This window comes from Paenibacillus sp. 2TAB23, assembly GCF_052115165.1.
GTDB lineage: Bacteria > Bacillota > Bacilli > Paenibacillales > Paenibacillaceae > Pristimantibacillus.
This window is the reverse complement of record NZ_JBFRGD010000001.1, coordinates 469,834-490,251: the sequence shown is the minus strand read 5'-3', so window position 1 is coordinate 490,251 and position 20,418 is coordinate 469,834. Positions and strand designations below refer to the sequence as shown.

At 50.2% G+C, this 20,418-nt stretch carries 23 protein-coding genes; 18 read left to right on the top strand and 5 right to left on the bottom strand.

Going from position 1 to position 20,418, the window contains the following annotated elements:
- Positions 1-18: 18 nt before the first annotated feature.
- On the bottom strand, positions 19-1,023 hold the full coding sequence (locus AB4Z29_RS02230) for a M23 family metallopeptidase (RefSeq protein WP_441941589.1): 1,005 nt from the start codon (positions 1,021-1,023) through the stop codon (positions 19-21).
- 234 nt (positions 1,024-1,257) lie between these two features.
- On the opposite strand from AB4Z29_RS02230, the gene lipA reads away from it, so the two are divergent.
- Positions 1,258-2,202 carry a lipoyl synthase gene (gene lipA, locus AB4Z29_RS02225; protein ID WP_441941509.1) on the top strand — a complete coding sequence of 315 codons (945 nt, stop codon included), beginning with the start codon at positions 1,258-1,260 and terminating at the stop codon, positions 2,200-2,202.
- Between the two features lie 26 nt (positions 2,203-2,228).
- A complete protein-coding gene (locus tag AB4Z29_RS02220; RefSeq protein ID WP_441941508.1) occupies positions 2,229-2,954 on the top strand; it encodes a YutD family protein in 726 nt (241 codons plus the stop codon).
- Positions 2,955-2,983: 29 nt separating this feature from the next.
- Here the strand turns inward: AB4Z29_RS02220 and AB4Z29_RS02215 are convergent, their stop codons facing one another.
- Positions 2,984-3,781 carry an NAD kinase gene (locus tag AB4Z29_RS02215; protein WP_183569015.1) on the bottom strand — a complete coding sequence of 266 codons (798 nt, stop codon included), beginning with the start codon at positions 3,779-3,781 and terminating at the stop codon, positions 2,984-2,986.
- 99 nt (positions 3,782-3,880) lie between these two features.
- Complete coding sequence (ylbJ, locus tag AB4Z29_RS02210) at positions 3,881-4,891, bottom strand: sporulation integral membrane protein YlbJ (RefSeq protein ID WP_441941507.1); 1,011 nt, start codon at positions 4,889-4,891, stop codon at positions 3,881-3,883.
- On the opposite strand from ylbJ, the gene AB4Z29_RS02205 reads away from it, so the two are divergent.
- The 3 genes from AB4Z29_RS02205 to AB4Z29_RS02195 all read left to right on the top strand — a co-directional run bounded on the left by AB4Z29_RS02205 (position 4,875) and on the right by AB4Z29_RS02195 (position 6,522).
- Entirely contained in the window at positions 4,875-5,267 is a 393-nt protein-coding gene (locus AB4Z29_RS02205) for a hypothetical protein (RefSeq protein ID WP_441941506.1), read from the top strand. The two genes, ylbJ and AB4Z29_RS02205, sit on opposite strands and share 17 nt — an antisense overlap.
- Before the next feature lie 120 nt (positions 5,268-5,387).
- Positions 5,388-5,777: a globin domain-containing protein gene (locus AB4Z29_RS02200; RefSeq protein ID WP_441941505.1), complete on the top strand. Its 390-nt coding sequence runs from the start codon at positions 5,388-5,390 to the stop codon at positions 5,775-5,777.
- 4 nt (positions 5,778-5,781) lie between these two features.
- A complete protein-coding gene (locus AB4Z29_RS02195; protein ID WP_441941504.1) occupies positions 5,782-6,522 on the top strand; it encodes a DUF2225 domain-containing protein in 741 nt (246 codons plus the stop codon).
- 8 nt (positions 6,523-6,530) lie between these two features.
- Here the strand turns inward: AB4Z29_RS02195 and AB4Z29_RS02190 are convergent, their stop codons facing one another.
- Positions 6,531-6,761, bottom strand: a complete 231-nt coding sequence (locus tag AB4Z29_RS02190) for a hypothetical protein (protein ID WP_183569022.1) — start codon at positions 6,759-6,761, stop codon at positions 6,531-6,533.
- Positions 6,758-6,928, bottom strand: a complete 171-nt coding sequence (locus tag AB4Z29_RS02185) for a YycC family protein (protein ID WP_441941503.1) — start codon at positions 6,926-6,928, stop codon at positions 6,758-6,760. Before AB4Z29_RS02185 ends, AB4Z29_RS02190 begins: the two co-directional genes overlap by 4 nt.
- Positions 6,929-7,041: 113 nt before the next feature.
- Here AB4Z29_RS02185 and AB4Z29_RS02180 point away from each other — a divergent pair, with 113 nt between their 5' ends.
- The 13 genes from AB4Z29_RS02180 (at position 7,042) to AB4Z29_RS02120 (ending at position 20,389) form a co-directional block, all read left to right on the top strand.
- A complete protein-coding gene (locus AB4Z29_RS02180) occupies positions 7,042-8,826 on the top strand; it encodes a M3 family oligoendopeptidase (RefSeq protein ID WP_441941502.1) in 1,785 nt (594 codons plus the stop codon).
- Positions 8,827-8,955: 129 nt separating this feature from the next.
- Entirely contained in the window at positions 8,956-9,849 is an 894-nt protein-coding gene (locus AB4Z29_RS02175; RefSeq protein ID WP_441941501.1) for an NAD(P)-dependent oxidoreductase, read from the top strand.
- 87 nt (positions 9,850-9,936) lie between these two features.
- Positions 9,937-10,608, top strand: a complete 672-nt coding sequence (locus AB4Z29_RS02170; protein ID WP_183569030.1) for a CBS domain-containing protein — start codon at positions 9,937-9,939, stop codon at positions 10,606-10,608.
- Positions 10,605-11,405 (top strand): pyruvate, water dikinase regulatory protein, encoded by an 801-nt coding sequence (locus AB4Z29_RS02165; protein ID WP_183569032.1) that lies wholly within the window; start codon positions 10,605-10,607, stop codon positions 11,403-11,405. The genes AB4Z29_RS02170 and AB4Z29_RS02165 overlap by 4 nt, the downstream gene beginning before the upstream one ends.
- Before the next feature lie 34 nt (positions 11,406-11,439).
- On the top strand, positions 11,440-11,838 hold the full coding sequence (gene ndk, locus AB4Z29_RS02160; protein WP_183569034.1) for a nucleoside-diphosphate kinase: 399 nt from the start codon (positions 11,440-11,442) through the stop codon (positions 11,836-11,838).
- 207 nt (positions 11,839-12,045) lie between these two features.
- Positions 12,046-13,209 carry a hypothetical protein gene (locus AB4Z29_RS02155; protein ID WP_441941500.1) on the top strand — a complete coding sequence of 388 codons (1,164 nt, stop codon included), beginning with the start codon at positions 12,046-12,048 and terminating at the stop codon, positions 13,207-13,209.
- Positions 13,199-14,437: a CpaF family protein gene (locus AB4Z29_RS02150; protein WP_441941499.1), complete on the top strand. Its 1,239-nt coding sequence runs from the start codon at positions 13,199-13,201 to the stop codon at positions 14,435-14,437. The genes AB4Z29_RS02155 and AB4Z29_RS02150 overlap by 11 nt, the downstream gene beginning before the upstream one ends.
- Complete coding sequence (locus tag AB4Z29_RS02145) at positions 14,434-15,303, top strand: type II secretion system F family protein (protein WP_441941498.1); 870 nt, start codon at positions 14,434-14,436, stop codon at positions 15,301-15,303. The genes AB4Z29_RS02150 and AB4Z29_RS02145 overlap by 4 nt, the downstream gene beginning before the upstream one ends.
- 16 nt (positions 15,304-15,319) lie before the next feature.
- Positions 15,320-16,204: a type II secretion system F family protein gene (locus tag AB4Z29_RS02140; protein WP_441941497.1), complete on the top strand. Its 885-nt coding sequence runs from the start codon at positions 15,320-15,322 to the stop codon at positions 16,202-16,204.
- A gap of 26 nt (positions 16,205-16,230) precedes the next feature.
- Positions 16,231-16,416, top strand: a complete 186-nt coding sequence (locus tag AB4Z29_RS02135) for a Flp1 family type IVb pilin (RefSeq protein ID WP_183569043.1) — start codon at positions 16,231-16,233, stop codon at positions 16,414-16,416.
- Positions 16,417-16,434: 18 nt separating this feature from the next.
- Positions 16,435-17,169 carry a TadE/TadG family type IV pilus assembly protein gene (locus tag AB4Z29_RS02130; RefSeq protein WP_441941496.1) on the top strand — a complete coding sequence of 245 codons (735 nt, stop codon included), beginning with the start codon at positions 16,435-16,437 and terminating at the stop codon, positions 17,167-17,169.
- Between the two features lie 21 nt (positions 17,170-17,190).
- Positions 17,191-19,452, top strand: a complete 2,262-nt coding sequence (locus AB4Z29_RS02125) for a hypothetical protein (protein ID WP_441941495.1) — start codon at positions 17,191-17,193, stop codon at positions 19,450-19,452.
- Positions 19,418-20,389 (top strand): TadE/TadG family type IV pilus assembly protein, encoded by a 972-nt coding sequence (locus AB4Z29_RS02120; protein WP_441941494.1) that lies wholly within the window; start codon positions 19,418-19,420, stop codon positions 20,387-20,389. The genes AB4Z29_RS02125 and AB4Z29_RS02120 overlap by 35 nt, the downstream gene beginning before the upstream one ends.
- Positions 20,390-20,418 lie beyond the last annotated feature (29 nt).

Sequence of the window (20,418 nt, the reverse complement as noted above, 5' to 3'; positions counted from 1 at the left end):
TCGTTTTGGCGTTGCGGATTATTTCCCTGAGCGAATCCGTTTGCGTTCAGCTTGCTCCCAGCGGCGCAGCATCGGATAAGGATCGAACGACCACTCCATAAGGCCGCGATCGCTGTACACGCCATAATGCAGATGAGGCGGGAATTTCCCCGAGGTGCCCGGCTTTCCGTATCCAGAGCTTCCGACCCAGCCTACCACCTGGCCTGGCTTCACTACATCGCCGATGCTGATCGTTTTGTCAAAGCCGGAAAGATGCGCGTAATAATGATAAAAGTTGTTGAGATCGCGGATGCCAATACGCCAGCCACCGTAAGGATTCCAGCCTTTTACCTCGACGATGCCGTAACATACGCTCCGGACAGGCAGCCCATGGTCTGCGAATATGTCGGTACCCTCATGGGTTCGTCTGCCGCCCCAGCTTCGGCCCGTTCCCCATGTGCTGTTGTACGAATAATGGGTGCCGATTGGAACGGGAAAAGCGTGCTCGAACAAATCAAGCTTCCCGAAAGCAGAGTATATACGGGCAAACTGCTGGATGCGCTGCACGGCACGGTTATTCTGATAATATTCCCATAAGCCTATCGAAAAGTCGTCATCGGAGCTGCCGTAAGCGGCAACACGACTTACGAGTGAATACAGCAGATCGTCGTCGCTCGTACGATCTGCCTGGCCGTTCCCGTCTCCGTCGCGGCCGATACCGTTGAAAAAACGAATTGAAGCGGGTGAGCTGTCCTCCGAGTTCGGATTCAACACGCCTGCCCAGCGCTCCGGATCGATAAATACGCCAACCGTGTTTCCGAGCATAGGCCTTGCCTTCGGTTTTACCTTGGACATCGAGCGTTCATATTGATCGATTGCGGCGATCCAGTACCATGGTACATCCGTAAACAAACTTAATTTCTCATATAACGATTTTCTTATAGGCAAAGGATCTGCCTCGGCAGCTGCCATCCGATCAGCAGACGCTCCAATCCGGCTCATGATCGCAGGAGAGGCTTTAGCGTTGCTGACCGGAAGAGCCATGAGCAGCAATGCTGCGATTAACACTGCGGCAATAGGTATAGTCAGTTTCAAACGTCTCACCCTTCCAAAAGCATGACGGTTATGACGTTATCGTTTGCAAATGGATCGTTTTTATGCGAAATCGGTTCGCATTGGAAACGAAATGCCGAGAAAGTGCTATTTATTATGGAAACATGTTATAATAACCCCATGAGTTTAGGATCGATAAATGAACTTGAAAGCAGGTAATCCCTTATGAAACAACAAGAAACTCTTAAAAAGCCTGACTGGCTTCGCATAAAATTAGCGACAGACGGCAACTATGCCGAAATTAAAAATATGATGCGCACCAAAACATTACATACGGTATGCGAGGAAGCACGCTGCCCGAATATTTATGAATGCTGGTCGAACCGTACGGCTACATTTATGATTTTGGGTGATATTTGCACGCGCGCATGCCGTTTCTGCGCCGTCAAAACCGGTATGCCGACTGAGTTGGATCTTGACGAGCCGGAACGCGTGGCGGAAGCGGCGGAGCAGATGAATTTGCAGCACTGCGTAGTTACTTCGGTTGCTCGCGATGATTTGAAGGATGGCGGCGCCTCTATTTTTGCAGCTACGGTTCACGCGATTCGCAAGCGTATGCCATTTTGCCGCGTAGAGGTATTGATTCCCGATTTTCTTGGCAATAAGGATGCGCTTCAGATCGTCATGGATGCCAATCCGGATATTCTGAACCATAACGTGGAAACGGTAGAGAGACTCTCGGATCGTGTCCGTGCAAGAGCGAAATACAGCCGTACCATGGAACTGTTAAGACGTGCCAAAGAAATGAAGCCCAAAATTCCTACGAAATCAAGCATTATGCTTGGCGTAGGCGAAGAATGGGATGAAATTTTGCAGACGATGGATGATCTTCGCGCGAACGACGTGAATATTTTGACATTGGGTCAATATTTGCAGCCGTCGCCGAGCCATCTGAAGGTCGTACGTTATGTCCACCCAGATGAATTCGCAAAACTAAAAGAAGAAGGGCTGAAGCGCGGTTTCAGGCATGTTGAATCCGCACCATTAGTACGCAGCTCTTATCATGCACATGAGCAGACCGATTCGGCACACGCAGCAATTGCTGCAGATACCGTAGAAGCGGGATACGACCGTGAGATTCCCTCCGGTGCTTGCTCGAGCAGCTTGTAACTGACGCTCAAGATGAGGTGGAAACCATGGCTTTGATTCATATCGGCGGAAAATCATATGAAATCGTACAAGAAAATAGAAATGGCTGGAATCCTGAGGCCTTTCGAGATCGATACAGTGAAGTACTGGAGCGTTATGATTTTATCGTAGGCGACTGGGGCTATAGCCAGTTGAGGCTGAAAGGCTTCTTCCGCGACAACCACCAGAAAGCCACGAAGGATAGCAATCTATCCAGCATGCCGGATTATATTAATGAATATTGCAATTTTGGCTGCGCGTATTTTATTCTCGAGAAAACGATTAGCACGCAGCGGGAGCCGGAGGATTACGATCTGGATGCCGATGATCATCGGCCGCGTCTCGATGCGGCTGACCTTCTCGCAGCAGTTGCGGGCATGGCGGACGCAGAGGGCGGCGTGGATCTCGACAACGCAGAAGTCGCAACCGCGAAGGAAGAGGTCTCGCATCCTACGCATGAGCGTCATAGCCGCCACCATAACCGTGAGAATCGTCATAGAAGCTCTAACCGCAGCAGCCACGAGAGCAAAGGCGATTCTGCAAACGCAGCAAGTGAAGGAAAGAACAACGAGCAGCAGAGCAGCGGCAAGCGCGAGCAGCAGCGGAAGGGCGGCTATAAAGGAAATGACCACCGTGCTAAAAAGCCGTTCCGGCTTGCAGCCAACGAAACCGCGGCGGCTTCGACTTCTACCGAACCGAATCGACCGAACAAAAAAGACACGGAACGCCATTAATACGGCGCTTCGTGTCTTTTTCGTTTGATTTAACGTACATCGTAACCGAGAAACGCCTCACGCACCCGGTTCCAGAACGGGAATGGACGATAACGGGCAAAGCTGACTTTACGGCTTGATACGCTGCAGCGTATGGAGAGAATATCGCTGCGCATAATGCTGACGTGATCAATGGTTAGCTGAAGGCGCTGCTCTTTTTTGGAGATGATGTCGCAATGATGATGCTGCGGCAGCAGCACGGATGAGCCTAACGTACGGTATACGCGATTGTTGATCGAAGCAATCTCAGCGATTTGCAGCGATTCGATGGACGGATGGACGATAGCACCGCCCAAGCTTTTGTTGTAAGCTGTGCTTCCCGAAGGAGTGGAGATTACGATGCCGTCACCACGAAACATCTCGAACATCTCATCATTAATATTAATTTGGGCAACGAGGGTTCCGTCTACGCCTTTGAGTGTAAATTCGTTCAAAGATAGGTAATGACGAGATTCGGTCGGCGTCTCCAGTTCAATCTCCGCAAGCGGGTATCTGACAATATGCGGAGTTTCTTCCGCCATCATCTTGACAAGCTCATCAAGCTCATCTGCTTGCCAATCCGCGTAGAAGCCAAGATGTCCGGTGTGAACGCCAACAAAAGCAACATCCGTTATTTGGTCGACATATTTATGGAAAGCGAGAAGCAGCGTACCATCGCCTCCGATGGAGATGACAATTTCGGGTGCATCGTCATTCCGAGCGAAGCCGCGCTCCGCAGCCAATGTATGAAATTTCTCTGCCAACGATTTGGATAAAGCGTCGCCTCGATCAATTACCGCATACTTCAAAATAAATCTCCTTCCGAGCACCATAGTACTATTGATGATAAAGGAAATTGTCTATAAATTCAATGCGCTGCGGTGCTTCGACAGTGAAATCATTCCGTTTCAAGGACCGAGCCATCCCCAAAGCACATATACAAGTGCCATCGCGATCAACCCATGCAGAAACCGGGCATACAGGAAAGGGCGATATCTAAGATCGGTTTTGCTAAGCAGACTAGCGATCTGGGCATGAACGGAAAGACCGCCCCATGACAGCACCCATGCGGCTATTGCAGCCTGATGCAAAAGTCCAGTACCGGCTGTTCCTGCGGAACGCGCGCCAAGCGTAACTTCAAATAAGCCATAAATGCCCGCATCGGCAAGCAGTCTAGGCAACCCAACCGCTTGAAATAAGAATCGGAGAGCTTCGGCCAACGCCTCTACGATTCCAGCGTGGGTGAGCATTTCCATGACAACAGAGAAGAAAACGACAAGGCCGCCTACAACGATCATGAGCCGAAGCGCGGATTGTATAGAGTCCTGCACGAGTTTGCCTAAATCCCTGCCGTCGAGCAATCTGGCTTCATGCATCGCTTTTAGCGCTTCTGATACCATGGATGGCTTGCGCTTACGTATGCCGGCAGCCGTATCGACGTTCTTTTGGGGGGAGGACGGGAGTGCCTTTCGGTCATGGAATCGCATGAGCAAGCCAATGATCAGCCCTCCGCCGTAATGAGCGGCAGCAAGCACAGGAGCAAGTGCGACGTTATGAAAAAAACCGACGGAAACGGCGCCGATCAGAAAGATAGGATCGGATGTCGTAGTGAATGCGACAAGCCGCTCGCCTTCCGCTCGGTTGATCAGTTTTTGCTCCCAAAGCTGAGCAGCAAGCCTAGCTCCTACGGGATATCCCGAAATATAACCCATCGTCACCACGAAACCGCCGATGCCTGGAAGACGGAACAAAGGGCGCATATAAGGGTCCAGTAGCTTTCCGAAAAAATGGACGATTCCGAACCCAAGCAGCAGCTCGGATATGACGAAAAAAGGAAATAGAGCCGGGAAAAGCACCTGCCACCAAATCGATAAGCCTCGAAGCGAGGCGCCTAGCGTTTCGGTGGGAAAGATCGTCATAAGCAATGCGATAACGAACGCGCTAAAGGCGGTAACGGATAATGGGTGGATGAAGGTTCGCAGCAGATTGACCGCCTCCTATTGGACTGTAAAAGAGATGCCCCTCCTTCAAAGACAAGGACGGTACAACCCCTCTTACACTTATATGTCCGAAGATGGACATCCATCACTTAAGGCGGATGAAAATAAAATGCCGTTCGAAAGAAAACGCTTGCAAAACACTGGATTCCTGTCATTTTTATGGTACAATAGAATTACCTTTGAAACGGTTGGAGTGATGAGTATGAGTATAATCGCTGGCATCTTGGTATGTGCTTTCGTCTATGTCATTCGAGAATCTCTTACAGCGCCTGGGGAAGAGGACTATGAGGGTTGATGGGTAATACGCACTATATGATGGAGCCCGCATTTAAAATTGCGGGCTTTTTTTTATTCCCGTTAAAAATTTTTTTATGATATAATACTAATTACCTACAAATTGGAGATGGTTTTGACGATGAATAGGAATATAAGCCTTTATGAAGCAATAGGTGGGGCTGAGACTTTAAGACTAGTTGTAGAAGCGTTTTATCCGAGAGTACAAGCGCATCCCTTGCTTGGGCCTTTGTTCCCGGAAGACATCCTTCCGGTTATGGACAAGCAGTACTTATTTCTAACTCAATTTTTCGGAGGGCCATCCTTATATTCAGACGAATATGGGCATCCGATGATGAGAGCAAGGCATTTGCCTTTTCCCATTACGCCAGAGCGTGCGGAAGCATGGCTGGATTGCATGCGGAAAGCGCTGCAAGAGGTAGGCATACAAGAAGAGCTTCAGCTCGTTGTCATAAATAGACTATCCGGACCAGCACATCATTTTGTTAACACATCTGAAGAGGAGACGTGATCGTATGGAACCGCTCTACCAATCCAAGATCGAATGCATCTGCTGTGAGAACATATTTATGACATCTCGCGTAAGACCAAGCTTCAAAAGAGCAGCCAGCGTGGACTCTGACTTTTGCGGATATTATAAATCGGAAGTGAACCCGGACTACTATGTTGTAAGGGTTTGCCCGAATTGCGGCTTTGCTACGACGGAGAACGGGATTGAGCGGTTGAACGATCAACAAAAGAAGCAATACCACGAGAAGATTGGCGTGCGCTGGCAAAATCATGATTACTGCGGTGAGCGTAATGCAAGCCAAGCAATGGCGACCTATAAGCTTGCGCTGCTATCAGCTCAGGCTATCGGAGAGAAAGACCGCGTTCTTGCGGGGATTTTGCACCATATTGCTTGGCTTTATCGTTATGAAGGAAATCAAAGCGATGAGAAGCGTTTTCTGCGCTTTGYGCTTCAAGCTTACATACGGGTCTATGAGGCAGAAGGTGTCGCCTTAAACAATGCAAAGCTGATGTTCTTAATCGGGGAGCTGAATCGCAGAATTGGCGAAGTTAACGATGCGGTAAGATGGTTTTCGCGCGTTGTGAACGATAAAAGAATTGTGGATGGCGCGATGATTCGTGCGAGCCGCGAGCAATGGCAGCTGATTCGCGAGGAGATGGAAGCCAGATCGAAAAACCCATCCGGAGACCATTCTCCAAGCGATCATCAAAGCCTATCAGAGCATGCGGTATACACATCGGCTTAGAAGGGCTGCTAGCGTAGTACGCGGTCGGTCAACAAATAGTCCCGGTCTGCGTCGATGATCGTCACTTTGTTTCTGCAGCATGGGAATACGAGCAAACGTTTCATGCCGCCTTGAATGTCTGGAATCTCAGCGGGCTTAACGGGAAGAAGCACATTCTCGGCGGAGCAGAAGGGGCAGCTTGAAACGTAAAGATCACCCATTATGATGTCGTATGGCCATGCTTTTTCGAACGGAATCATACGTTCTTATCGCTCTCGGGAGCTGCTTCCGCATCAGGCTTGGCCAACTCGGCAAGCTTCTGCAGCAAGATATGGCGAGGCATATGCATTAAGTGCTCAATCGGTACGCCGAGCTGCTCAGATAACTTCACAGCGGTATCAGCGGAAATTTGCAACGGTTTAGACATGGTGAAATTCCTCCAATCTGGATATAATTAAGTTATACACTGCCAAGAAGGTTTGCGCAAATAAAAACGCAGCCGTCGCTTGGCTTTTTTTGTGAAGGAAAGGATGGGATTAAATGAATAAGGGTTATCCGCAAAGCTGGAATTTGGACGTGTTATACGAAGGCGGCTCAAGCTCTGCTGCTTTTCAACAGGAACTAAAGGGCATTGACGAGGATATAGTTAAGCTGGACGCGATGCTGCTGGATGGCGCGGCCTCAGCGATACCGCTTATTGCCGAGATGACGGAGCTCCTGCAAAGCGTGATTATTAGGCTAAGGGAATCGGAATCATTTGTTTCATGCTTACTGGCGCAAGACATCAAGGATTCCGCTGCCAATGCGCGAGGCGACCGCGTGAAGACACTGGGCGCGAAGCTGCTTGGCGTACTTACACGGTTCGATAATGTGCTGCGCGGACTGGATGAGGGAGCATGGTCGGCGCTGCTTCAGAATGAAAAGCTGGCAGAGGTTGCTTTTAACTTGGCCGAACGACGTGAGCTGGCCAAGCAAAAGATGGCTCCTGAGCTTGAGGCATTGGCTGGAGATCTGGCAGTCGACGGGTATCATGGCTGGGGTGATTATTACAACGTAATCGTTTCGCGGGCGAAGTTCAAGGATACCGATAAGGAAGGGAAAACGACGATCCTATCTGCCGGTCAAATGCATAACCGTCTGTCTGACGGAGACCGCGAGGTACGTAAGGCAGCATTCGAAGAGTGGGAACGCGAATGGTCGGAGCAAGCGGATTTATGCGCGGAAACATTGAACCGTATTTCCGGCTTCCGGCTAAAGCTTTATGATAAGCGCGGATGGGACTCGGTCCTCAAAGAACCGTTGCAGATGAATCGCATGAGTGATGCGACGCTTGGAGCGATGTGGGAGGCGATCCAGGAGAGCAAGCAGGTGCTTGTAACTTATCTGGCTCGCAAGGCGAAGCTGCTCGGCGTGGAGAAGCTTGATTGGCATGACGTAGAGGCTCCTATCGGTTCAGCAACGAAGACGATACCGTATGACGAAGCGGCTGCTTTTATCGTAGAACAGTTTCGTTCGTTCAGCCCGGAGCTTGCAGAATTTTCGGAGATGGCCTTCCGAGACGGCTGGATTGAAGCAGAGGACCGACCTGGCAAGCGTCCTGGCGGGTTCTGCACTTCCTTTCCCAAAAGCAGCCAAACCCGCATATTCATGACCTATTCAGGCAGCGCCTCGAATATTTCCACGCTTGCGCATGAGCTTGGGCATGCCTACCATCAGCATGTGATGAATGACTTGCCTGCATTATCTCAGGAATATGCGATGAACGTTGCGGAGACGGCTTCAACCTTCGCAGAGCTTATCGTATCCGACCGCGCGTTCAAGGCAGCAACGGAAAAGGAAGAGAAGCTGGGCTTGCTCGAAGACAAAATACAACGCTCGGTTGCTTTTTTCATGAACATCCATGCGAGATTTTTATTCGAAACTCGTTTCTATGAAAAGCGAAGCCAAGGCTTGGTATCCGTTGAAGAATTGAACACGCTGATGGAGGAAGCACAGCGTGAAGCCTATTGCGATATGCTTGGAGAGGCGCATCCTCATTTCTGGGCATCAAAGCTGCATTTCTACTTAACGGATGTGCCGTTCTACAACTTTCCATACACATTCGGATATTTGTTCAGCGCCGGCATTTATGCGAAGGCGCTAAAAGAAGGACCGGATTTCAAAGAACAATACGTTGCTTTGCTCCGCGATACAGGCAGAATGACCGTTGAACAGCTGGCTGAGGCGCATCTTGGCGTAAATGTGGAAGAAAAGGATTTTTGGCGCGATGCGGTTGCTCTTACCGCCGTTGACGTTGAGCAATTTATTGCCATGACGAATGAATGAGCGTAATTGAATGACAAGCAATCAACCGGACAGCCGGAGGCGAAGGAGCAATCCTGCCTCAGGCTGTTTTTTTTGATAAAATGGATACAATGAAGTCATTAAACCAAACAAACGAGAGGCGGAGTTGAAATGACGGAGCAAGCGGTTAATCAAGCGAGCGTCATCGGATTTATAGGGACAGGCATTATGGGGGCTAGCATGGCGGGGCATTTGCTGGATGCCGGTTATCGCGTAAACGTATATAACCGCACGAAATCACGAGCAGACGAGTTGGTAACCAAGGGAGCTGTTTGGCAGGAGTCGCCTAAGGAGGTAGCTGAGCAGTCGGATATTATCTTTACGATGCTTGGTTATCCAGCGGATGTGGAGGAGATTTTTCTGGGAGAAGCAGGCTTGCTGCGTCATGCGTGCCCAAATACGGTATTGATAGATATGACGACATCCAGTCCATCACTTGCGAAGCGATTGGAGCTCGATGCTCTAAGCAAAGGGCTGCGAGTGCTCGATGCGCCAGTCTCTGGCGGTGATGTCGGAGCGCGGGAAGCAAGGCTCTCCATTATGGTTGGCGGCGTGGAGGAAACCTTTGAAGCGGTCCTTCCGTTGTTTGAGCGAATGGGCAAAAATATCGTGCACCAAGGCGGAGCTGGTTCTGGACAATTCACCAAGATGTGCAATCAGATCGCGATCGCATCCAATATGATCGGGGTAAGCGAGGCGCTCGCATATGCTAAGCGCTCTGGGCTAGATCCTAACAAGGTGCTGAAGAGCATTGAGACAGGAGCGGCTGGCAGCTGGTCGCTTTCGAATCTGGGGCCGCGCATCATTAAAGGGGATTTTGGTCCGGGCTTCTACGTTAAACATTTCATGAAGGATATTAAAATTGCAATCGAGTCCGCTGAAGAAATGGGGCTGACACTGCCTGGGCTTGCGCTGGCGCGCTCGTTGTACGAGCAGGTAATCGCGCAAGGAAATGAGAACAATGGTACGCAGGCGCTTTATAAAGTGATTTTTAAAGAAGAGTAATCCTATTTATTGTACACATTCTTTTAATATGATATATTATTTAACGAATAAAAGTGTTACATAAACCAATTATGACTCATAAATAGAATGGAGGAGAGTCCGATTCAATTATCTTCTCGGCAATTGGAGCTTCTTGAGCTTGTGAAGAGGCATGCGCCGATTACCGGTGAACAATTAGCAGACAATCTGGGCGTAAGCAGACCGACACTGCGCTCGGATTTATCGCTGCTCGTCATGTTGGGTTTGCTTGACGCGAAGCCTAAGGTCGGGTATTTCCTAGGCAACTCCTACCGAACGAACAGAGAGCCGCTGCAGCAGCTCAACACGATGAAGGTAAGGGAGGTACAGGGCGTTCCCGTTAACGTGCCTGACTACTTGTCCGTGCATGACGCCGTCATTACGTTATTTACGGAGAATGCGGATACGCTTCTTGTCGTCAATGAACAGAAGCGGTTTGTCGGCATCGTCACGCCTAAGGATTTGCTCAAAATAACGCTAGGAAACGCAGGCGCTGCAGCAATTCCCGTCAGTATGGTGATGACCCGCTATCCCAATATCGTGACGCTAATGCCTGATGACTCCGTTATGGACGCGATTCGAAAAATGTCGCTCCACCAGGTAGATTGTCTGCCGGTCATTGTTCCAAGGGAGGAGCAAACGGCCGATCCAGAGGTTACCGGATGGGTGTCGAAGTCGAATATCATACGTCTGATGGCGGACATTGCGATGGATGGGGAATTGGGGGAGCCAGAGTTATGACACAGCAAATTATTTACGTATGCTCCGATGCCGTCGGTGAAACTGCGGAAGCGGTAGCTAAGGCGACCTTGCGCCAATTTGCCTCCGAGCAGGTGAAGATCAAGCGCTACGGCCATATCAAGTCGGAGGATGAAATATTGCGCATTGTCGCTGAGGCTGTAAGCACAGGCGGCTTTATCAGCTATACGCTCGTACAGCCAGAGCTGCGCGAGCTGATGAAGGAAGAAGCGCTTAGGGTCGGCGTGCGGGCCGTCGATGTGATGGGACCGATGATGCAAGCTTATGTGGACACGTTTGGCAGTTTTCCGAAGCGCGAGCCAGGACTTCTGCATTCGATAGATGATGCCTATCACCGCCGGATGGACGCCATTGAATTCGCGGTCAAATATGACGATGGCAAAGACGCACGAGGTTTTGTGCAGGCGCAGGTTGTATTGATCGGCGTATCGCGGACGTCGAAAACACCGTTAAGCATCTTCTTATCCCATAAGGGGATCAAAACGGCTAACCTGCCCTTGATGCCGGAGGTCAATCCGCCAGAGGAGCTGAAACCAGCCCCGGGCCGGTTAATTATCGGGCTCACGATGCAGGCTGAGCACCTGCTTGAAATTCGCTCCGAGCGTTTGAAGACGCTGGGGCTTCCGGCTTCCGCCCAATACGCGACGCGTGAGCGGATTCAAGAGGAGCTGGATTACGCGGAAGCCGTTATGAAATCATTGAATTGTCCAGTTATTGATGTCACCAATCGCGCTATTGAAGAAACTGCAGGCATTATTACTGAATGGCTTAACAAATAAATGGCTATACCGATAGAGACAAGGGGGATTCTAAATGGATAGAACGTTTGTAATGGTTAAGCCCGATGGTTATGCTCGGGGCTTAGTAGGTCGGATTGTCGCGCGTTTCGAAGAGAAGGGCTTTAAGCTAGTGGATGCAAAGGTTATGCAGCTCTCCAGAGAGCATGCGGAGCATCATTATGAGCATTTGCGGGCAAAGGTCTTTTTTGATGAGCTGGTGGATTTTATCGTGTCAGGTCCGATATTCGCAATGGTATGGGAAGGCAAGGATGCGATTAAAAATGCGCGTTCGCTTATTGGAGCAACGAACCCTTCTGATGCGCTTGCGGGAACGATTCGCGGGGACTTCGCGATCGACGTTGCAAGCAACATCATTCATGGCTCGGATTCAATCGAAAGCGCGGAGCGGGAAATCAAACTTTTTTTCCAATAAAACAAAGTACCGATATCGGAATCGAGCAGTTTCTTAACGATTGGGAGAAGCAGAAGTGAAATCCTTGGTTGACGAATAGAATCAGGGTATGGTAAATTTTATACAAAGTTAAAGATCACACACGGAAGCACCGTATAAGGACGCAGCTAGCTGCGCCTTCTACGGTGCTTTTTTTGTGTTTTCTTAGCGGAAGGGAGGAATGCATGGATGATGAAATACCAGCTGGGAGTAGCCGTAAGCGACACTGAATACTTGCGGCGGCTAGCCGATTACATCCGCGACAGCAAGTATAGCGAGCATTGGCAGATTACCGCCTTTACTCATGCGGAGGCATGCAAACGGTACATGGGGCAAGGCTATAAGCTGGATATGCTGATTGCTCAGCCGGTGCTGCTAGCAGAGATCAAGCCGGTGCTTCCGCGGCTGACCGTTATTGCGCTCGTACTTACATTTGGTGAAAGTACGGAGGAGCATGAGCTTCAGCAATACCAGCCGCTCCCGCGGCTGCTGCAGCGCATGTCGGAGATTCATGCCCGATCGACAGTGTTGTCCGCTCAAGCTCCAACAATTGAGGACAGGGCTGGTGGAACGCAGGTGCTCGCGGTATACTCCGCTTCAGGCGGCACCGGGAAGACGGGGCTTGCGCTTCATATCGCGCATGCGGCAAGCATGCATCGCTTCCGAGCATTTTATCTGAATCTGGAGCGTTGGAATTCCTCGGAATCATGGCTTGGTCCAAATCGAGGCGAGGAATTCCAAAAGCAAGAGGCACGAAAGGAGGAAGGCTTATCAGAGCTGCTTTACTGCATTAAGACACAGTCTGGCCAAGCTGGGAAGTGGCTGCTGGAGCATCGGAAACGCGATGCCCTTCTGGGTGCGGATTATTTGGCACTCTGCACCAATCTGGAGGATCGATTAACGCTGAGCGAGGAGGATACGGCTTGGCTGCTTGAGGCGATCTCTGCAAGCGGGCAATACGATTTGATTATCGTCGATATGGACAGTGATCTGGACGGCACGCATATGAGTGTGTTCGAGAAATCGAACCTTGTTCTATGGGTATCGAACGGCTCTGCATCCGCGAGGCAAAAGCAAAACATGGTTCTGCGCTACGGCGAGCAGAAATGGGATGAACGCTTCACGCGGATGCTTGGGAAATTCACATATGTGAATAATCAAGCTGTCAGCAATCAAACGGTTGGATTTCGGGAAATGGCAGAGAGAGACCCCGTCAGCTTCCATCTGCCAGAAATTGCGGATTGGCGAGGGGCGAGCGACGTAAAGCTGCTGTCATCGCCATTATACCGGGCAGCGGCCGATCAGCTGTTCAAGCAGCTCTTCTTGGAGGGAGAGGGAATGATTGCCGAATGATGAAACCGTATTGGAACTGAGGGATAAAATCCGGTCAAAGATTGATTTCAGCGGTTCTTTATCCGACGAAAGCTTGCTGCAAATCGCGGAGGAGACTGTATTCGACTGGTGTGCAAGCAATCCATTAACGGCAACTGGGAAAGTCAAGCTGGTGCGCAGGCTGTTCCACTCCTTTCGCGGACTCGATATTTTACAGCCGCTTATGGAGGATGCTTCAATCAGTGAAATTATGATCAACCATCATGCGGAAATTTTTGTGGAAAGGAGAGGCGAAATGTCCTTGCTGCCTGTTTCTTTTGAAAGCAGGGAGCGGCTTGAGGATTTGATCCAGACGGTGGTGGCCAGCGTAAACCGCGTAGTCAATGAGTCGTCGCCAATCGTAGACGCGAGGCTGAAGGATGGCTCAAGGGTGCATGTCGTGCTTCCTCCCGTTGCGCTAAAGGGTCCATGCATGACCATTCGGAAGTTCCCCGATAAGCCGCTTGCGATGGAGGAGCTGGTGGGGCTTGAATCATTATCCGGTGAAGCGGCTGCATTCTTGAGTGAGCTCGTCTGGGCGAAATACAATGTGTTTATTAGCGGAGGAACGGGGACTGGCAAAACGACTTTTCTTAATGCTTTGTCGCAGTTCATTCCATCGGATGAACGGATCGTTACCATCGAGGACTCGGCAGAGCTGCAAATTCGCTCCATTCCGAATCTTGTGTCGATGGAAACGCGGAATGCGAATACGGAAGGCAAAGGCGAGATTACCGTACGCGATCTGATTCGGGCTTCGCTGCGCATGCGGCCGAGCCGGATCATCGTGGGGGAGGTGCGGGGCGGAGAGGCGCTGGATATGCTGCAAGCCTTGAATAGTGGCCATGCCGGAAGCATGTCTACCGGCCATTCGAATGGTGCGAAGGATATGCTTGCCCGGCTTGAGACGATGGCACTTAGCGCAGCGGAGCTGCCTGTAACGGTCATTAGGCAGCAGATTGCTTCAGCTATTGATATTATCATTCATTTATCGAGATTTCGTGATAAATCGCGCAGGGTAACGGAAATATGCGAAGTCGTGGGAATGGCTGACGGTGAAGTATTGCTTAATCCTTTGTTTTATTTTGAAGAGAAGGATGAGCATGAGGGGAAGGTGGCAGGCGGGCTGAAACGAACGGACAACGCCATTGTTAGACAGGACAAGCTGATTATGGCTGGGAGAAAGGGCAAGGGGGAGGCAGCGCTATGAGTACGGCTAATGGCATCTCCAAGTCTGCGATTCAGCAGGGTCTATCTGGGAGAAAGCAGCGTTTTCTATATTGGTGCGGCTGGGAAAGCGATCAAATTTTGGCGAATATTCGCACGGGCAGAGTGTTGACGAACTACGCGCAATATCATCTCAGCCGAAAACAGTTTTTTCTGACAGCAACGGCAGCATCTTTTCTTTTGTACGTAGCGATCTATCTATTCTATCATTCCGTTTCGATGTCGCTTGCGGTATCGGCATTTGGCATAATCGCGCCGCGCTATCGGCGCGGAGCTTTGCTGCGTGAGCGAAAAGAACGATTGAAGCTGCAATTCAAGGAAGCATTATTCTCGCTAACCTCCTCGCTTGCAGCGGGACGCTCGATTGAGAATGCTTTTCTAGCATCCCTTGATGATTTGATGCTTTTGTATCCGAATGCAAGAACAGAGCTATTGATAGAATTTCAGATCATACGGTTTCGTTTAGAAAACGCGGAGCCGATTGAATATGCCTTGCGAAATTTTGCGGATCGGGCGGGGATAGATGAGATCACCCAATTCGTTGATGCGCTCGGTGCCTGCAAGCGTTCAGGAGGGGATTTGCTCGAGATCATGAAGCGGACGGCGGTTATTATTGGCGAGAAATTGGAGATTGAACAAGAAATAGCCGTTATGGTTGCCCAGAAGAGATTAGAGGGACGGATTATGATGGCTGTGCCCTTTGTTTTCCTCGCTTTTTTAAGCTTAGCTGCGCCTGACTACATGGCACCTTTATATGAGGGAGCAGGATACCTGCTGCTGACAGGTGCGCTGGTGTTGTTGCTGGCTTGCTTTTGGCTAATGGCAAAAATGATGCGGATTCAAATGTAGGGAAAGGAAGGGAGAAATGGCTGCGGCGATAGCTTCGTTTACGTTTATCGGAATTTGGGTTTATTGGGCGGGAGTGGGCACGCTGCGTGCATTCTGGAAGCAGCTTGCAGGGAAGAAGCAGCGAAATGGAATGACGAGTGAGGCATGGAAAAAGCTAGGTATGATTGATCCCTTTATGCGTATGCTGGAGCGGTATAAGGTATTTGATTCCTTGCATCTGCCAATGGGAAGCTTCCATATGAGACTACTCCTGTTAATGGAAAACGGCTGGACAATAGAGCAATCGAAAAAGCAGGCTGCAGGTGCATTAGGCATGGGCTACGCCGCATTAACGGTTTGTGCATGGCTTAGTTTTCTTGGACAAGAGCCTTTGCTGCTCGTGGTAGGAGCCATATTCGGCATCGTTCTTACACTTCGGCCATTCGTGGAAGCGGGAAGAAAGGTCGAGCAGCGCAAGCAGCAGATGATTATCGAGCTGCCGGACATGCTGAGCAAGCTGATGCTGCTTGTAGGCGCGGGAGAGACTGTGCAGCAGGCGCTGGCTAGGTCTCTTGAAGGAAAGGAAGCGAACCATCATCCCTTATATAAGGAATGGAGCGAGGCTGTTTCGATGCTGCAGAATGGCCAGTCGTTCAATACGGCGATGGAACGCTTTAACCGGCGCTGCTCGGTACAGGAGGTATCCGTTTTTACTACAGTACTGCTGCTCAATTACCGAAGGGGGGGAGAGCATTTCGTGCTCGCTTTGCGGGAGCTGTCTTATACTCTTTGGGAGAAGCGCAAGGCAATTGCAAGATCTCGGGGGGAGGAAGCTTCTTCGAAGCTTGTATTTCCGCTTGTTGGCATTTTGTTGGTGCTTATGATTCTGGTTGCCGCGCCAGCCGTTCTGCTCATGTCTTAATTTGAAAATAGAGAGGAAGAGAACAAATGAATTCATTAGCAAAATCCGTTCGATCGTTTTGGAAAGAGGAAGAGGGTCTTGGCACGCTGGAAATTATTCTGATTATTGCTGTTGTTATTATCATTGCCCTGCTGTTTAAGGACTGGATCATCGAATTAATCGAGCGTCTGATGGGAAAGGCGGACGATGAGGCGGATAAAATTTTCAGTTAGCAGGCGAGGTGCAAGCGTATGGGGAAGCAAAGGTTTCGGGAGAGACTGCTGCAGGGGCTAAGAAGGGAACAGGGCAGCTTTACGCTGGAAGCCACGATTGTTTTTCCGATGCTGCTCGGTCTTATTTTGTTATTTATATTGTTCGGTATGTATATGTACCAGAAGGTTGTATTATATTACGCTGCGTCCTCCACTGCGGAGCGCGCTGCCTTTAGTTGGGATAACAGCTTCCGAATGGTTAGAAGCGGAATGCTGAGCGAGCCTGCCTATGATGGCTTATATTGGCGGGTAGGCGATGACGAAATGCTCAGCAGCTTGTTCAGTATCGGCAGCGAAGGCTCGCCGGCATCTGTCGCGCTCCCGGTTGAAGGAAAGGCCGATACCGTTAATGATGAATTGTATTATCGTAAATTGGCGAAGTCGGCTAAGTGGATGGGAGAAGCCTCTTTGGCTTATGAAGGGCAAATGAGCTATTCGCGGGACGTTCTGAAGCGAATGGTTGAGGTTAAGCTTAAGTCTCCTTTTTCGAATGGGAGAGCCGCGCCAAGCTGGTTGAGACGGGAGCCCAAAACCGTAGCAGCGGCCTCTATCATAGATCCGGTTGAATTTATAAGAAGCATTGATTTGACGCGTTATTATGCAGCAAGATTCGCTAACCGGACAGGCGGTGCGGGCCAGGCCAAGCAGCAAGCGGGTAAGGTTCTTGCTCCTTATGCCGAGGCTTCAAATGCTGGCAAGCCAAAAGGAACGTAACGATGGAGGTGTAGAAAGGCATTGGCCGCCAAAATAAAGTCATTAAAGAAAACAGACTGCAATAGCGGTTTTTTCTTTCAAGAAAATGGAGCGGTAACCGTTTTTTCTGTCATTGTATTATCCTCCCTGCTGTTATTTTTTTCTTTGCTTATTGATTATGCGCGCATTGCGGTTATGCACAAGCTGGCGGAGGATGCCGTTCGTTCAGGTGTGCGGTCTGTTCTCTCCGCCTATGATTCTACGCTTTACGAGCGTTACGGATTGTTTGGCCGAGGCGGCACTGAGGGTCAGACGATATTCTCAGATGCACTGATAGCCAATACGGATGAGTCGGCTCGGTTTACGGAGCCTGGTATGAGGCTGGTTCGGATGAAGGTAGACCAAGCTGCCTTGCATCCTGCTTCGTTTTTGGGAAGCCATGAAATCTTTGCAAGGCAGGTATTGGAGGAAATGAAATATAAGGCACCCGTAGATTTTACGTTGGAGCTTGCTGCCAAGTTTATACCGATAGCGGGAGCAATGAAGGAGTCGTCCATAACCATCGGCTTGCTCGAGCGTATGCGCAAGCTTTATGAGCAGCGCGAAGCGCATCTAACCCGTGTTCTTCAAGGGCAAGAGCTTGCTGCAGCGGCAATGAGGGACAGCGGAGTAGCTGCGATGATTCCGGTTCAAACAAGCACGGGTGCGATACCTGCTGATACTGCCTTAGGCATCGCCGGAGCATATCCAGGTTCTGCAGCGATAGCTATGCAGAGTCAGCTGTCTGAATTGGAAGGAAATCAGGAAGTGACAACGCAAATGGAAGCCTATGAAGAGTTAGTGAGAGGGTTTGCATCAACACTTAGACGAGTCGGCAGAGACATGCTTCAACGCCATGCGAGGCTGCAGGAGGATGCCATTAAAGAGCTAGATGCTGCTAGGATACTGAATGAGCAGATGCAGCAGCTTGCCAGGGAAGCGAACCAGCAAGCGAGTCAAGGCGGATATGATGCGGTTACGAAAATGGAAGTGCCGGGAGCGGTTAAGCATGAGGTGCCTGCCGATGCGGCATCTGATCTGGAACAAATAAGAAAAAAAGCGGATGAACTGGTTTTGAACGATGAGTGGTTTGCGGAATACCGGCAGGAGCTTGAGGCCCAAGGATTATCCGCCGCTGCGGTTGATATGGAGACAGGCAGCTTCCAGACGAGTGCTTTGGCTTCACTGATGAAGCCAGTCCAAATTCAGGCGGCAGATACCTTGTTAGAGGGTGCAGCGAGTCTCCGCCTTGCATACGGCAGCTACAATGAAAAATATATTCAGCCCGCCGCTATTGTGGCAAGCAGAAGAAATGCCCTTGAACACGGCGAGATTAAAGAAAAGCTAAAGCAGCAAGAGAAGCAGTCGGAGTCATTGTGGAAACAGGCTCGCAGCCTGCTTCACGGACTTACTGCAATTCCGCAAACGGAAGAGCATCAGCTTGTTTTTGAACAGATCAAACAGCTGTACAATGCCAATCTTCTTTTTAACGAGAAAGAGGAAGAAGCTTCTTTCCCAGATACAGCTGGAACAGCAGGAGGGGCACATGATGCTTCCGAGCAATCTGCTGCGTTAATGGATGGCTTGTTTTCGGGCATGGCCGGTATGCTGGCGGATACGAGAGACGATTTGTTTTTCGGTGAATATGTTCTGGGCAGGTATGCTTCGTTTGCGCCTCAGCATCTAAAGGCGATGTTGACCGGTGGGGATTTGTCTGAGCTGTCGCATGCTGTTTCATTCAATAACCAAGAGGCAGAATACATCATTTATGGCTTCCACAATCCGTTGGGGAACATTGCTGCTGCATATGGGGAGCTGTTTGCAGCGAGGCTGTCTGTGCGAACGATGGAGGGATTAATGGAAAGCAGGACACTTGGGCATCCCTTGCTCATTCTATCTGCGGCTCTTGTTTACGGCTTGGAGAAATCGATAGAGGATCTGATAGCGTTCACCGAACGGGGGTCAGCGCCTTTGTCCAAATATGTGAAGCTGGAGCTTTCTTACCAGGACTATTTAAGGCTCTTTATACTATTGCATGGTGCAAATGACAGCTCTAGCCTAGCGCGGATGATTGCAGTCATCGAGCATAATAGCGGGACGATATTGTCAGCTGTTCCGAGCGGCGTAACGGGAGAGGCTGAGCTGTCTGCGGAGCTCTGGTTTGTGCCTGGCTTAATGGGCGCACTTGGAAATCTTGGACTTCTGGATGGAAAGGTTGAAGGAAACCGCTATGAGACTTCGCAAACAATCGGCTGGTCATATTAGGCTTCGCAAGTTAAGGGAAGAGCAGGGCTCAATCGTTGTAGAAGCAGCTTTGGTGATGCCGATGGTTATTGTAGTGCTGCTGGTGTTTGTGATGCTCATCCGTTTATGTGCGGTGCAAATGGCTCTCCACTCGGCAGCCTCGCAATCGGTCAGGCAGATTGCGGCCCATATTCATCCTGTAGATTTGGCTTGGCAGCAAGCTGCTGCCCAGGCCCCTTCTCTACCCGAAACATTGGTTCCTCTGGCTCCTTGGAACGATGTAGCAGCGGAGGCGTCGGAATGGCTGCCATCTCCGGCAGGCCCTTTAATAGCCTCTACGCTTCGAGGAGACTTTCAACCTCTTCAGAACATGGCGGCTACGCAAATCGGGCAAGCCGTCATTGCACCGCTGATCAGGAGCTTTACCGACGGTGCTATTATAGATCCGGCTCGATTAAAGCTAAGCTGGCTGTCGCTGCCCGATTTAACCAAGAGCAATGAGCCGTATTTATCCATCGAGGTGGAATATGATTTTCCTTTAAAGCTACCTTTTTTGGGAAAGCCAATCGTACTGAAAGAGCAAGCAGCGGAGCGTGTTTGGTTAAGTGATGCCGCGCCAGCAAGATATGGCGTTGAAAATGGGGATCAAGCAGCCGTTCCGATCCAAATCGTGGCGATTGAGCCTACACCGCTGCGACCCGGCAGGAAAGCCTCCGTAATCGTAAAAACAGCGCCGGGAGCGGCAATCTCTCTGGAGGTTACCTATAAAAGCGGTTCTAGCAAAGCGAAGCATTTGGGGGAGGCCGTTGCTGACTCAGAAGGATATATCAAATGGACCTGGCATGTTTCTGGGAATACAACGCCTGGTATATGGGAGCTTGCCGCATCAGAGGCTGGTCGTGCAGATAACCGTATATCTATGCATTTCGTCGTGGAGAAAAACAGCGGCAGCAGCTAACGGAATGATAGGCTGCTGCAGAAAGGGGC